Annotated in this window: 8 protein-coding genes; 6 read left to right on the top strand and 2 right to left on the bottom strand. The window is 52.8% G+C overall.

The window, feature by feature from the left end; genetic code table 11:
• The first annotated feature begins 166 nt into the window (after positions 1–166).
• Together HJG54_RS20205 and HJG54_RS20200 are read left to right on the top strand one after the other, a co-directional pair.
• A complete protein-coding gene (locus tag HJG54_RS20205) occupies positions 167–1,363 on the top strand; it encodes an MFS transporter (protein WP_316430983.1) in 1,197 nt (398 codons plus the stop codon).
• A gap of 33 nt (positions 1,364–1,396) precedes the next feature.
• On the top strand, positions 1,397–1,768 hold the full coding sequence (locus HJG54_RS20200) for a hypothetical protein (RefSeq protein WP_316430982.1): 372 nt from the start codon (positions 1,397–1,399) through the stop codon (positions 1,766–1,768).
• Positions 1,769–1,892: 124 nt separating this feature from the next.
• On the opposite strand, the gene HJG54_RS20195 is transcribed toward HJG54_RS20200, so the two are convergent.
• Positions 1,893–4,661, bottom strand: a complete 2,769-nt coding sequence (locus HJG54_RS20195) for a CHAT domain-containing protein (RefSeq protein ID WP_316430981.1) — start codon at positions 4,659–4,661, stop codon at positions 1,893–1,895.
• A 361-nt stretch (positions 4,662–5,022) separates the two neighbouring features.
• Between HJG54_RS20195 and HJG54_RS20190 the strand changes: the two genes are divergently transcribed.
• Together HJG54_RS20190 and HJG54_RS20185 are read left to right on the top strand one after the other, a co-directional pair.
• Complete coding sequence (locus tag HJG54_RS20190) at positions 5,023–5,952, top strand: TIGR02587 family membrane protein (RefSeq protein WP_316430979.1); 930 nt, start codon at positions 5,023–5,025, stop codon at positions 5,950–5,952.
• A gap of 44 nt (positions 5,953–5,996) precedes the next feature.
• A complete protein-coding gene (locus HJG54_RS20185) occupies positions 5,997–6,401 on the top strand; it encodes a TIGR02588 family protein (protein ID WP_316430976.1) in 405 nt (134 codons plus the stop codon).
• Positions 6,402–6,494: 93 nt separating this feature from the next.
• Here the strand turns inward: HJG54_RS20185 and HJG54_RS20180 are convergent, their stop codons facing one another.
• Entirely contained in the window at positions 6,495–6,995 is a 501-nt protein-coding gene (locus HJG54_RS20180) for a pentapeptide repeat-containing protein (RefSeq protein ID WP_316430973.1), read from the bottom strand.
• Positions 6,996–7,696: 701 nt separating this feature from the next.
• Between HJG54_RS20180 and HJG54_RS20175 the strand changes: the two genes are divergently transcribed.
• Together HJG54_RS20175 and HJG54_RS20170 are read left to right on the top strand one after the other, a co-directional pair.
• Positions 7,697–9,487, top strand: a complete 1,791-nt coding sequence (locus HJG54_RS20175; RefSeq protein ID WP_316430972.1) for an ATP-dependent DNA ligase — start codon at positions 7,697–7,699, stop codon at positions 9,485–9,487.
• Positions 9,488–9,535: 48 nt separating this feature from the next.
• Positions 9,536–14,356, top strand: coding sequence for a PAS domain S-box protein (locus tag HJG54_RS20170; protein WP_316430971.1), 4,821 nt, complete (start codon positions 9,536–9,538; stop codon positions 14,354–14,356).
• Positions 14,357–14,402: the final 46 nt, after the last annotated feature.

Below are 14,402 nucleotides of genomic sequence, written 5' to 3'. Positions count from 1 at the left end.
ACTGCACTCATATCAGCAGCAGGTAGCTACCTTACCAGTCTCGCGGCCTAGCAATTGTAGGTTTGGCCGCATTGGCGTTTAGTCTGGTTTTATTATCTTGTGTTTAAAAATCCAGTGGGGTATGGTTCAATCACTCCTAGCATGACCCCCAACTATTTCCGCAACCATGAACTCCAACCACGAGAGCACGACTAGACCTCGTAATCCCGATACGCTTCCGGTAAAGGCAACTCTGCTCCTGGTCAGCACCTTAACTGTAATGGCTGGCGCGACTATTGCCCCTTCTCTTCCCGCTATGCGGCAATACTTTTCAGCGGTGGCTAACGCAGACTACTGGGTGCGGTTGGTGTTGACGGTTCCAGCTCTATTTATTGCACTAGGTGCCCCCATCGCAGGCACGATTATTGATCGCTTTGGCCGCAAGGGGCTGCTGGGGTTAGCGGTGTTTCTCTACGGGTTGGCCGGCAGTTCCGGCTTTGTGCTGAGTTCGATTGGGCCAATTTTGCTGGGGCGAATGCTGCTGGGCCTGAGTGTAGCCGCAATCATGACCACAGCAACCACCCTGATTGCCGACTATTACCTCGGGGCCGCCCGTGCTCAGTTTCTTGGGCTACAGGCTGCCTTTATGGGATTCGGCGGCGTGATTTTCCTCACTCTAGGTGGCTATTTGGCTGACCTCAACTGGCGGCTACCATTTTTGATTTATCTGGTCGCTTGGCTGATTCTGCCGCTAATTGTGTTTGTTTTGCCCGAACCCAGAATCAATCGAACCGGTGCCCAACCAACCGCTGCGGCGTCCACGGAGATTACTCCTTGGCTCCTGCTGATTCTCACTTACAGCATTGCCCTGCTGACCCAAATCGTGTTCTACATGATTCCGGTGCAGATCCCCTTCTATTTGCAGCAAATCAGCAACGCCAGCGCCACCCAAAGCGGCCTAGCCATTGCCCTGGCTACACTCGCCACCTCGACGAGCGCCCTCAGCTACCAACGCCTCAAGGCTCGTTTCACGTTCCTAAACATTTACGCCATTGCTTTCCTGCTGATGGGAGTTGGCTACCTGGTCATCAGCGTGGGTCGCAGTTACGAGGTGGTGCTGTTGGGGTTAGCGATTGCTGGCTTGGGCGTAGGCTTACTGATGCCAAACATGAACGTGTGTTTGACCTCAGCGACTCCGGCAGCTCTGCGGGGGCGGATCTTGGGCGGCCTCACCACTAGTTTCTTTTTCGGTCAGTTTCTCTCGCCGTTTGTGAGTCAACCGCTTAGCCAGTCGGTGGGATTGGCCGCTACTTATGGATTGGCTGCCGGATTGATGCTGGCGATGCTGGTGATTACTATGGGGATTATGGCGCGGTGGAAGTAATACCAAAAACCAGCGTGGATAGGAGGCGCGAACATGGCACGTTTGTCTAGCACACCGAAACGATCGGATTTCCGCTTACCGGCCACGGCCATCATTTGGGGTTGCGCGACGGCAATGTTGGCCATTTGTTTGCCGCTCACCGACGAGCCGCATCAGGGCAACCGGGGCACGATTATCTCGCTGGCAATTTTGGCTGGGGCCACGGTTAGTACAGTAGCCGTCTGGCAGTCTGCAAATCGCGACCTGCAATTTCAAATTTCAGCGGCAGATGAGCTGAAGCAGTTGCAGGAACGGGTGATTGATCTAGAGGCTATTGCCAGTGCGGGGCAGCTCGAATGGCAGCGACAACCACGCCCCAATGCCGACATCAGCGGCGACCTCAGAAGCAACCGCACAGAGGCTTAGTAGATTTTAAGTCAGGCATAAACAAACTGATTCGTGTTTGTGAGGCTCAGCCCAGTCCGGTTTTCGATAATTCCAATCAACTCGTCGTTGCTGCCTAAGCTACCATCGCCCTCCGTCGTAAAAGTTAGAGCCAGTTGCCCAACAGCACATAAGGTGCCCAAAACCGAGGTGCGCCATACTGGGGGTCGCGCAGCAGTGAGAGTTGGGCTTGCCGCAGGGCTTCGGCCTTCGAGAGGCGATTCTGCACTAACGTTTGGTAAAACTGCTCCATCAAAACGGCACCGGAACCGTCATCGAGGTTCCACAAAGAGGCAATCGTGCTGCGTGCTCCGGCTCGAACGGCAACGCCAGCCATTCCCAAGGCGGCCCGTCGGTCGCCAGCGGCAGTACGGCAGGCACTCAAAACCAGCAGTTCAATTGGGTCAGGGCTGTTGATTTCTTCAGCTTGCAGCAAATTGCTGAGTTCATTGACATTGATCGGTCGGTCCCAGGCCAAAATGAATGTATCAGCCGCATTGGAGCTAAACTGACCGTGGGTGGCAATGTGAACAATCGAAAACGCTGAGCTATCGAGCTGCTTTTGCAAATTGGCTTGGGTAAAGGTTTGGTTCAGTAGCACCTTGCTCGGCAGTTCGGCTTGAATGTCTTCAACTTCCTGGGTCACATAGTTGAGGGCCGAAAAGTTAGCCCGCGCCTCGCTCAAGCCAGCTACCAACACATTAAAGCGACGGTCTTGCAGCGGTTTGGGATCGGCAATTCGCAACCCTGGAGCCAAAGCAAGACTGTAGCGTTCGATCAAAAACTGCTCTCCGTCTGAGAGGGCCGCAACGGGTAGATTTCGCAGGGAGCCATCAAGGACAAAAACCAGCGTTTCTATCTCTGTTTCGTTAAGCCAACCGTTGGCTGGCCGAATCAACCAATCGTAAACTTGCTGTGAGAGTGCATATAGCCGTTGCGACGTATAGGGACGTTTCAATTCCGTCAGCAGTTCATCTACTGTAGCTTCTACTTGGGTTTTTGCTATTTCGGTTGTGTAATGTAGCAGATCGCGTTGTGGTAGTTTCAGAATCACCTCAATCCGACCCGGCAACACGATTGTGTAAAAAATCGCTGCTGCTAAATTCGCTCGATCCACCACGCGATCAATCTCGAACTGGGTTTCTAAACAGGCTTCACGAAAGAAATTATCGAGTTCGGCAATCTGCAATCTTTCAATCACCTGCCGAGCCTGCACCAACCGCGTCAGCGAAACTGGCGCAATTGCATCGGTAATTGCATCGGTCGTCAGTAGCAGATCGGCTAGCTCCCGATAGACTGGCTCCACCTGGGCCTGAAAGGAAAACTGTACATCTCGGTTAATGGCAACCAGGTCATTGCGCAAAGCTTGCAGGCTGTTGACCGCTTCGGTATAGGCAGCAATTGCCCCATTGCGTTCCTGCTGTTGGTTCAGCAATCGGCCCAACTGCCACTGCCAGCGATAGCTCAGATCGGGGGCGTTGATCGACTGAGCCAGCATCAGCGCCTGTTGGGAAATTTGCTTTGCAACAGTTAATTCTCCAGTCTGTTCATAAACGCTTGCTAAGCTGCCTAGGGCGAACGAGTGAGCACGGCTGTCTCCTAGCGCGGTGGCCTGTTCGGTCGCGTCGGTCAAAAGCTGACGGATCTGCGTTATTTGGTTGCCTGGTGGCTCTAAGGGCAGCTTCAGCCAACTCAATGCCAGGTTAATGCGTTGGTAAATGCTGGAGTGATCCACCGGCAATGCCTCGATTTGAGGTTGCAGTGAGGAAATTAACGCGGTGGCTTCTGACCAGCGCTGGAGCAGAATCCAGCTATCCAGTTCACCTAATTCAGCCTGCACGCGGGTTGGCAGCACCTCGGTCTGGGCCGCCTGCTGATAGAGTTGAATTGCCTGCTCGGTTTGCTGAACAAACTGCAGTGCGGCGGCAGTGCGGCGCTGGTTTAAGGCCACTTCGGCTAAGCTGCTGGGAGTTGAGGTTGAGGTCAAGGTTTCTACAGCAACAGCAGGAGTGAGATTGGCCAGACTCAGTTGAGTGGTAGCTTCAATCCGAGTCAGGTTGGCTAAACTGAGCCGGGTGGCCGCCAAGGCCGCAGCAAGACTAGTCTGGTCGGTAGATGCGACCTCTGGCGCTAATCCTGAGCCTGTCTCTGGGCCTGACAGCACCTGTACTGCTTGCTCTAACGCCTGTCGAGCTTTGCTGAGGTCGCCAGCAACCTGCTGGGCGTCACCCAGACTGCGTAAAATCGTGGCCTGCAGCAAACCGGGCAATGCCTGAGTCTGGCTGAGTTCGGTGAGGAGGTGAATGGCACGCCGATAAAGCCCCAAAGCTTGTAATGCCTGTGCCTGATTCAGACGACTCTGAACCTCACCGGTAGAATCGTTTAGCTGTTGGTAAAGAGCTGTGGCCTGCTCCCAGCTAGTGAGGGCTGCTTCTGGTTTACCCTGGGCCAACTGCAATCGCCCCTGGATGTTGAGAGCCTGAGCCAAAACCTGAAGCCGTTCGCGGCTGTGAGCTGCTGTCTCTAAGCGGGCTAAACTCTGCTCGATGGCCTGATTGGCCGCCACCCACTGGCCGGTTTGCTGATACAGAAGTGCCAAATTGCTCAGGGCCGTTGCTTGCCGCAAGGGGTCATTTTCAGTACGCTGCACTGCCTGTTGCAGCAGTTCAATCGCTGCTGAGAACCGTCCTGCCCTGTAGTGGGCATGGGCTTGCTGCTCCAGATCTGAAAGGGTGGAAGCGGCTGCCGGGATCTGAGCTGTAAACTGGGCTGATGTCTGTTGCCCAATCTCACCGGCTAAGACTGGATGCCAGAGCCAACAAAGCCCCACGATTAGCAATCCCAGCAACCCGTAGCGCCAGCGTTTGATTTTCATTGTTCCTAACCCAGAACCGTTCTCATGAACTGACCCCAATCCGCTTGATCTAGACAATATCCTACTTAGGGAAGTTGTGACCGCCGCGTCAGAAAGTGATAGTAGGCTTTACGGGCAGGAGTAGCTGAGAAGTCTTCCTGCTCGCAGGTTTATTTAGCTTCTTTATAGTTGGCTTTTTATGTGTTTAGGCTGGTTTGCAAGCTACCTACAGCCGTTTTCAGGCTAGTGAAGTACAAAAAGCGGGGTGCAGGGGCAGTGCCCCTGTATGCGGGCGAAGCCTCCACACCCCATACCTCACATGAGTGAAAAACGCTGTAAGTCACAGCAAGGAGAACAGGGTTACTGGGTAGGATCAACGGAAATGAGACGAATTGGTTTTCCCACCCGCCGCGAATGGCGTCAAGAAATTGTAGATCTGATCCGGGGTGCATCGGGCGGCTTTCTATTTGGGATTCCTTTGCTCTACACAATGGAAGTTTGGTGGATTGGCTCCTATACTGAACCGCCACTGATGCTGATTGTTCTGGCCGTCACCTTTGTGATTGTGTTCCTGCTCAACCGCACCGATGGGTTCCGCCAACTCAGGCCCGATCGGCCTCTGCAAGCTGCAATGGACAGTGTGGAAGCCTTAGCGATTGGCATTGTCTGCGTCACGTTGGTGCTGATTCTGCTGCGGGAAATTACGCTAGAAACCTCGATCCAGGAGATTCTCGGCAAAATTGTTTTGGAAGGAATGCCGTTCGCCCTGGGAGTGGCCCTAGCTCGTTCGATCATGGCCGGCGGTGAAGAAAATGCGGCAGATGGCGACGCTCAGCCATCAGGTTCGTCCCAGACTGACGCTAACCAAGCTGAAACAGGGCCGTCACAGCCGCAATCGCCCCCTAAGCAGAGTTTCAACGCCACGCTAGCCGACATCGGCGCAACCCTAGTAGGCACAATTTTTATCGCCTTCAACGTTGCCCCTACCGATGAAGTGCCTATGCTGACTGCCGCCTCATCTCCACCTTGGCTGTTGGGAATCGTAGCAGCGTCGCTGGTCATTTCTTACTGCATTGTGTTTGCAGCCGGATTCACAACTCAGAATCGGCGGTTGCAGCAACAAGGGCTATTTCAAAAACCCATTATCGAGACAGTCATATCCTATCTGCTGTCGCTAGTAGCGGCAGCTATGATGTTATGGCTGTTTCATCGCCTTAGCCCTGCCGACCCCTGGACATCTTGGCTACAGCAGACCTTAATCCTGGGACTTCCCGCCACCATCGGCGGAGCAGCAGGACGGTTAGCGATATGAGGAGCGGTATGAAGAGCGGTATGAGAAACGGTATGAAGAGCGGTATGAGAAAAGCATACAGAACACGGCAGCGGTTCACCATTCCCGTAGAGTGGATTACTTTTACCATTGCCTCGCTCATAGTGGCGGTACTGGTGGGCTTCATTGTGCTGATCTGGGTGACAGAAAGCGACGAGCCGCCAGTCCTATCCGTACTGCAAGAGTCGGAGGTGCGGGTAGCTGGCGGCGAGTTTTATGTACCCTTTACGCTAAAGAACACGGGCGGCACCACAGCAGAGTCGGTCCAGGTAATCGGTGAACTGCGACGCGGCAACGAGCTGATCGAGAGCGGCGAACAGCAAATCGACTTCCTGTCGAGCGGTGAACAGGAAGAGGGAGCCTTTATTTTCAGTCGCGATCCTCGTCAGGGCGAACTGACGCTGCGTGTTGCCAGCTATAAGCTGCCCTGATTTCGGTTGACCTGATTGGCCTGCTTTATGCGCATCAAATTGACACGCATCAAATTGACATGCGCATTAATTGGGCAAGCCGGGATGAGAGAATCAGCGACACCCTAGGGATTCGCGAGTATCGACGCCGGTAACTGGGTTGACACCGCTGGCAGAGCGGCAAAGCTGGATAATTTGCTCCCGGTCTAGCATGGCATCGCTGAAGTCAGCTCCGGTGACGTTCGCGTTGCGGAAGTTGGACTTCAACAGCATGGCCGAGTTGAGGATTGCATCCGTCAGGTCTGTCTCTGATAGATCGCTGAGGTAGGCAATCCCGTTGCTAAAATCAACACCGTGCAAATTGGCTCCAGACAAGAGGGATCCGTTGAATACCGCTCCCCGCAGATCGGCGCCACTGAAGTTGGCCTTTGTTAATCTGGCGTTGCTAAACTCAGCTCGGACTAGATCTTGACCGGAATAGTCCTTTATATCTGCACTGACATCATCGTAGGCCCGAATCGCTGCCGAACTCGCCGCCTCAACCGGTTGAGCAATGGCAAAGAAGAGAAACAAAGCCAGGAAAAAACCGCAGCAATGCCGAAGTAAGCGCATCATCTGACAAAATCTTGGGCTGTGAACTGAACAAACTTTACACTTTTTAATTTTAAGCGGATTAGAGCGTGCAAACGTGATCCGCGGGCAAACTTTTATAGCTTGGACTACTAAGGAGAGCAGTAAATAGTGGGTAGTGTTTCGGTGTGGGGTGTGGGGTGTGGGGTGTGGGGTGTGGGGTGTGGGGTGTGGGGTGTTGACTATAAAGTGCTCGGGTTAGTATGTGGCAGACCTAAGCGAGTTGAGGTTCTTTGAGGAGACAGGATTGGGAGTCAGGAGCAGAAGTAAGAGGAGCAGGAGGCTTTTGCAGTTCGGTAAACGGTCTAGCAGAGCACCTATTGGCTTGACCTGTTCCTTTAACAATTACAGCGTTTTTCACCCCTGTGAGGTATGGGAGGTGTGGGGGCGAAGCCTCCACGCAGGGGCACTGCCCCTGCACCCTGTTTTTTGTACTTCACTAGCCTAAAAACGGCTGTATAGCCGTCGCCACAACAATATCTCTGTCCTAACTGTCGTGCCTAACTGTCGTGGCAAACACATATCAAACCCATTCTCCTGGCTCCCGTCGGCTGACGCTCTGGGAAGCCTGGCTTCTGACTTCTAGCTCCTATCTTCAGACCGCATACTAGACATAGAGATAGATTTATCGTTGAAAGGTTTACACTCGTAAGGTTTCGCTGTAGGTTTTGCTGTTGAACTTGGCGATGCCCCCCAATCACAATCAACGGCGAGCAGAATCAGCCATGGTGGATAGAGACACAGATACGGTCGGTCAGGGAGCATTGATTGAATTTGCCGCTGTTGCAGAGTGGATCGATGCCGCCACCAGTCGCTCCGCTAAAATTGCTCTATTGAGTCGGTACTTTGCTCAACTGCAAGACGATCCGTTGTATTATGCCGTTCATTATTTCGCCGGACAGGGGTTTCCCCAGCGGGAGCGGCGACTTGCGCCAATTGGTGAACTGACGTTGGTAACGGCCCTTTCGGTGTTGTCTGGCATCGAGCCAGCCAAGCTGAATGCCCATCTGAAGCGGCTAGGAGATTTGGCCGAAGTGGCGGCATTAGTGCTGGTGCGGCAGAGTGAGCCAATCTTGACCTTAGAAGATGTGGCCATTGGTCTAGAGCAACTCGCCAAAACCCAGGGTAGACGCAAACTCTCGTGGGTGATTCGGCTACTGGAACCGGCTACATCCTTGGAAGCGAAGTACTTGACCAGGCTGCTGCTGGGCGATTTGCAGATTGGCCTGGAGGAGGCGATGATCGAGGCGGCAGTGGCTCAGATGACTGCACAACCCCTGGAACAAATTCGCTGGGTCTATACCTTACTGGGCGATTTGGGCAAAACGGCTTTGCTGGCGCAACATAACCAGTTGACTCAAGCGCGGATGCAGTTGTTTCAGCCGCTTAAGTTTATGTTGGCTAGCACAGTGCAAGACCCGGCTCAGGTGATTCAACAGTTGCCGCAGGGGTTTGCAGTCGAAACCAAATATGACGGAATTCGCGCTCAGGCCCACATTGCTCCGGCAGGTAAGCCAACCAATTGGCACCCAGAAACCGTATTTGCCGGAATTCGAGTGGCGCTGTTTTCCCGCACTGCGGCAGACATTAGCCTCAGCTTTCCTGACCTGATTGCGCCCTTAGCCTCGTTAGCGCCCCATGCCCTTGTAACCGGCGAAACCGCTGGGTTAATTCTCGATGGCGAGATCGTGCCGTACCAGAATGACCAAATTTTGCCCGTTGCGGCGCTGCAACCCCGCCTCGACCCGGAATCCCCTTCGGCAGATCGGATAGCTAGCGTGCCTGTTGCTTTTGTTGTCTATGATGTGCTGTACAAAGATGGGGCCGTTTTACTCAATCACCCCTACAGCGAGCGCCGACGAGTGCTGGAATCGCTGGTATTAGAAACGCCAGAAGTGCGCTTGGCCGCAGCACAGATCCTGTTTGATCTAGAGTCACTAGAACAGCAGTTTTTCCAGGTTCGTGCCCAGGGGCAAGAAGGACTGATGGTCAAAGCGCTCAACTCCTGCTACCGTCCAGGACGGCGCAGCCACGAATGGCTGAAAATTAAACGAGCGATTATTACCCTCGATGTGGTAGTGACAGCAGCAGAAATAACGCCAGAAACAGCACCCTGGTTTTCTAACTACGCGGTTGCAATCCGCACCAGTGATGGAGATCCCACTCTACTGCAAATTGGTAAAGTAGCTGTGGGTCTATCCCAGCCGGAGCTAGAAACCCTATCGGATTGGATTCACCGCTATACAATTGAAGAATTTGCGGAAGGCATGGTGCGGTTAGTCGAGCCACAGATTGTTTTAGAAATCACCGTTGAGCAACTGCAACCCTCCCAGCGCTACAAAAGCGGCTATGACTTGAACGATGCTCGTATCGTCCGCATCCGGCGAGACAAGTCAGTGAACGACATTGATACGTTAGATAGCTTGCTGTATCTAGTAGAACAAACTCAGAATTGGTGGGATTCGAGCGAGGGGTGATGGGGCGAGGAAGGTTACTATAGACACGGAAACCCTGTTCTCTCCCTTATGCAGCTATCTTTTGCCCAGGCAATTCAACCCTGTTCGCTGGTTTTTGCTCCTGATGATTCTGTTAAAACTGCAATCGATGCCATGAGCCGCAGTCGAATTAGCTGCGTTTTAGTAACAGAAGGGGAAAAGTTAGTTGGAATTTTGACCGAACGAGATATTGTGCGGGCTACGGCAGCAGAAGTGAACATTGAGGCCATGCCGATCTCGGCGTTAATGACGCGCCAAGTGCAGACCTGTAGCGAAGCAGAAGCGGCTGATATCTTTGCAGTTTCACAACGGTTGCGCCAGCACCGAATTCGCCACCTTCCGGTAGTAGGCACTCAGGGTCAACTGATTGGCATCATTACGCCTGAAAGCATGCGAGCCGCGCTCAAACCAGAATACTTGCTCAGTTTTAAGCAAGTCGGTGAGGTGATGACTCCATCGGTGGTCCATGCTTCGCCGGCCCTATCGCTGCTGCAGCTAGCCCATCTGATGGCGGCCCGGCAAGTCAGCTGTGTGGTGCTAGTTGAAGTAATCGAAACAGGCCGGAGATCCACCAGAGACTCAACTGAGTTGGCGGCTGAGTTCGTAACTGAACAGCGGCTAGAGTTGCGGCAGGAGTTAACCGCGTCCGAGGTGCACCCACTCTTTGGAGGAACGAGTTTGCGGCCTGTGGGAATTGTGACAGAGCGCGATATTGTCCAGTTTCAAGCGTTAGGGCTGAATCTAAAGCAGGTGACGGCGGCCATAGTTATGAGTACGCCCTTGTCTACAGTGAAGGCAGAGGATACGCTCTGGACAGCCCAACAGCGAATGCAGCAATTGCGGGTGCGGCGGTTGGTGGTTACGAACGCGTTGGGTGAACTGCGGGGCATCATTACCCAAACTGATGTGCTGCGGATGCTGAATCCAGCAGATCTACACCAAGTGATTGAGACGCTCCAGCAGATGCTTCAGCAAAAAAACGAGGCGCTTCAGCAGGAAGCGGCAGAACGGCAGCAGTTGACCCAAGCCCTCATGGCCAGCAAAAGCCGCTATTGCAGTATTTTGAATAATCTGCCAGATCTAGTCTGTTGCTTTCAGGCTGATGGCACGATTACGTTTGCCAATCACGCCTACTGTGCATATTTCGGCAAACCGCTGCACGAAATTTTGGGCCAAAGTTTTCTGCGGCTGCTACCAGAGCCAAATCGCACAATTGCTGCTGAGAAGCTGATCAGCGTGGCTCAAACCAAAACAGCGATCACAACAGAGCACCTACTTCCCGATGCCAAGGGCCAACCCCGCTGGATTCAGTGGACCGACTTTGCCGTCTGCGACGAGGCGGGCGCAATTATCGAGTTTCAGGCAATTGGGCGTGATATCACCGAGCAACGACAGACCGAAGCCACCCTGCGCCAGAGCGAAGAACGCTACCGCGCCATTGTGGAAGACCAAACTGAGGCTATCTGTCGCTTTTCGCCGCAAGGTATACTCACGTTTGTCAATCAAGCCTACAGCCGCTATTTTGGCTCTACGCCTGACCAGCTGATCGGGCAACCTTTTCTCAACTTAGTGCCCCCAGCCGAACGTGACTTCGTGCAGCAACAGATCGCCGAGCTGAATCGCGCCACACCAGAACACTGCATCTTCACCCAGGAGCATACCGTTCTGAAAGCAAATGGCACGATCGGCTGGCAGCAGTGGACGAATCGAGCCATTTTTGACAGCGATGGAAAGTTGGTTGAATTTCAGGCCGCGGGACGAGACATTACCGGCTACAAACAAGCTTCCGAAGCCTTGCAAGCCTCCGAAGCGAAATTGCGTTCTATTCTGGAAAATACTCCCAGCGTCATCAGCCTGGTGGATCGCCAGGGCACGACGCTGTTTATTAACCATTCTCTGTCGGGGCGGGATGCCAGCACCTTGATTGGCCGCAACATTACTGATTATCTCATCCCAGACCAGCCTGATCAGCTAGAAACTGTTTTGACAACCGTATTTGATCAGAGAGAAGCTGCTTACTTTGGGGCTGTGGGGATTGGCAAAACCCAGTCAATGGCTCACTACGAAGTGTGTATTGCGCCGATTCAAAAGTTGGAAGAAATTGAGAGCGCAATTGTGATGGCAGCAGATATTACCGTGCGAAAGCAAGCAGAAATTGCGCTGCAAAAACGCGAAACCCAATTGCGACTAGCGTTGGAAGCCAGCAAAATCGTCTGTTGGGAACATGATTTTGTCAATCATTACATCACATGCATTGGACGGCATACAACCGGCAATCAATGGCAGGCCGAAAACTGGCAGATGACCGGACAGGAAGGAATCCTGATGATCCATCCCGAGGATCAGGAGCGGGTGATACAAAAGATGAAAATGGCTGTAGCGACAACGGGCGAATTTGAAGATGTGCATCGTTTAATTTTCGCGGATCACTCCACGACTTGGGTGTTAGCGAAGGGGAAAATTTTTGCGGATGCGCAAGGCCACTTCAACCGCATGGTGGGAGTGTCAATCAATATCAGCGAACGCAAGCAGGTAGAAATTGCGCTCCAAACCAGTGAAGCTCGATTTAGGGCTATTTTTGAGCAGGCGGCAGTAGGCATTGCCCAAGCGACGCTGTCGGGCCAATTTTTGCAGGTGAATCAGCGACTGTGCCAGTTGCTAGGCTACACCGAGACCGAACTGCTCTGCGGCACGATTCAAGCTGTCACCTGTCCTGAAGACCAAACCATTTATCAAGAGTCGATTCGAGCGATGCTGGCCGCCGAAATTGCGTCGGTGTCGTTTGAAAAGCGCTTGATCTGCAAAAACGGCCAATTCCGCTGGATGCAAATTACAGGTTCCCTGGTGCGCGATCAGCAACAGCAGTATTTCCTTTGCGTCATCCAGGACATTCAGGAGCGGAAGCAGGTCGAAGCCGATCTAGAGGCCCAGCAAGCCTTTTTGCGAACCATCATTAACGCGGTAGATAGCGCAATTTTTGTCAAGGATGCAGCGGGGCGTTTCTTGACGGCAAATCAAGCAACAGCTGAGATCTACGGCGTTTCTGTAGACGAGTTGCTGGGCAAGACTGATTTGGATTTCAATCCGAATGTTGCTCAAGTGGAAGAATTTTGGGCTACGAATCGAGAGGTGATGGCAACTCAGCGAAAGCAAGTGTTTTCCAGTCAGGCTATCCGCAATGCGCTTGGTGAAAATCGCTGGTACCGCACGACCATCAGCCCGTTTGTGAATGCAGAAGGTCAGATCAAAGGCGTAATTGGTGTCTGTTCTGATATCACCGATCTCAAAAACGCAGAGGAGGCGTTGCGCGAGGCTAAGGAAGCAGCAGAAGCCGCTAATTTAGCCAAAAGTCAGTTTTTAGCGAACATGAGCCACGAATTGCGCACCCCCCTCAATTCCATCCTTGGCTTTGCCCAATTGCTCAGCCACGACATCAGTTTAGCCCAAGAACAGCAGGAACAGCTAGAAATTATTCTACGTAGCGGTGAACATCTACTGGAGCTAATCAATGATGTCCTAGAAATGTCTAAAATTGATGCTGGCAGAATTACTTTTAATGTTTCTAGCTTTGACTTATATGAATTACTCAACAACCTACAGGAAGCGCTACAACTAAAAGCAACTGTTAAAGGGTTGTCACTTATTTTTGATTGTGCCCTAAATGTTCCTCGCTATATTCAAACTGACGAAAATAAACTGCGGCAAGTACTATTCAACTTGCTCGGCAACGCGATTAAATTTACACCAGCTGGCGGTGTAACGCTCCGGGTTCGCCTAGAAGCCACTCACAAATCTTTCCCGTCCATATCGACTAAAGGAGAGGATGGCGCAGGCGGACTGCCCCATCGTCTCTCTGATCCACTTCAGTCCCTGCTGTCGGCTCCAGATGTGATGCTGCTTTACTTTGCTGTGGAGGACACCGGGCCTGGGATCGCAATTGCAGAACTGGATAGTTTATTTGATCCGTTTGTTCAGACCGAAGCAGGACGCCAATCTCAAGAAGGAACTGGATTAGGTTTGGCCATCAGTCGGCGATTTGTGGAGCTAATGGGTGGCAAAATCAACGTTAGAAGTACCAAGGGTCAAGGAGCAACCTTCGAGTTTAAGATTCCGGCTTGCCCAACTCAGCCCGAAGACCTAACGATTCACAGCAAACAGATCGTTAGCTTAGCGCCTCAACAACCGCGCTACCGCATTCTAGTAGTGGAGGATCAGGTGACGAATCGCAAGCTAGTCGTGCGCCTGTTGAGTAGATTGGGGTTTGAGGTACAGGAAGCGATCCATGGCGAAGAAGCGGTGATCCGCTGGCAACAGTGGTCGCCCCACCTAATCCTGATGGATATGCGTATGCCGGTGCTGGATGGATATGCGGCTACTCAAAAAATTCGCACTCAGGAAGCAAAGCGGCTGGCTCAAGCTCATGACTCTGACGCCTCACCCCCTACGGTGATCCTTGCCCTGACTGCCAGTGCGTTTGAAGAAGAACGCTCCAGCATTCTAGCAGCAGGCTGCGATGGCTATATTCTCAAACCCTTTAAATCTGAAGAGCTGCTCGATAGGATCGCCAACTACCTGCAGCTCACCTATGTCTATGCTGAAGTAATCCCCCTTCAACACTCTGACCCAACCGAGCCAAGTGCCGAATCCACGTTGCTCACCCGTGCAGAACTGCATGCCTTACCCCGGACTTGGAAGCTAGCGCTACATCAAGCAGCAGCCCAACTCGATGCCGAACACTGCATTGAACTAATCGAACAACTTGGCTCCGACCAATCCCAGTTAACCGACCAGCTCATGGATCTGGTGAACGAATTCCGTTTTGATGTGCTGCTCGATTTGATGCAGGAGTAGGGGGTAGGGGGTAGGGGGTGGGGAGTAGGGGGTAGGGGGAGATAGG

The organism is Leptolyngbya sp. NK1-12 (assembly GCF_032598965.1).
In the GTDB taxonomy this organism is placed as follows: Bacteria; Cyanobacteriota; Cyanobacteriia; order Elainellales; family Elainellaceae; genus Elainella.
The sequence above is the reverse complement of the archived record's forward strand: the minus strand, read 5'-3'. Positions and strand labels throughout refer to the sequence as shown.

What these genes read in the sequence shown, in the direction of transcription:
- HJG54_RS20180 (WP_316430973.1), bottom strand. Translation starts at nt 6,995, where the DNA reads ATGATGCGCTTACTTCGGCATTGCTGCGGTTTTTTCCTGGCTTTGTTT.
- HJG54_RS20190 (WP_316430979.1), top strand. Translation starts at nt 5,023, where the DNA reads ATGAGACGAATTGGTTTTCCCACCCGCCGCGAATGGCGTCAAGAAATT.
- HJG54_RS20205 (WP_316430983.1), top strand. Translation starts at nt 167, where the DNA reads ATGAACTCCAACCACGAGAGCACGACTAGACCTCGTAATCCCGATACG.
- HJG54_RS20175 (WP_316430972.1), top strand. Translation starts at nt 7,697, where the DNA reads ATGCCCCCCAATCACAATCAACGGCGAGCAGAATCAGCCATGGTGGAT.
- HJG54_RS20200 (WP_316430982.1), top strand. Translation starts at nt 1,397, where the DNA reads ATGGCACGTTTGTCTAGCACACCGAAACGATCGGATTTCCGCTTACCG.
- HJG54_RS20185 (WP_316430976.1), top strand. Translation starts at nt 5,997, where the DNA reads ATGAGAAAAGCATACAGAACACGGCAGCGGTTCACCATTCCCGTAGAG.
- HJG54_RS20170 (WP_316430971.1), top strand. Translation starts at nt 9,536, where the DNA reads ATGCAGCTATCTTTTGCCCAGGCAATTCAACCCTGTTCGCTGGTTTTT.
- HJG54_RS20195 (WP_316430981.1), bottom strand. Translation starts at nt 4,661, where the DNA reads ATGAAAATCAAACGCTGGCGCTACGGGTTGCTGGGATTGCTAATCGTG.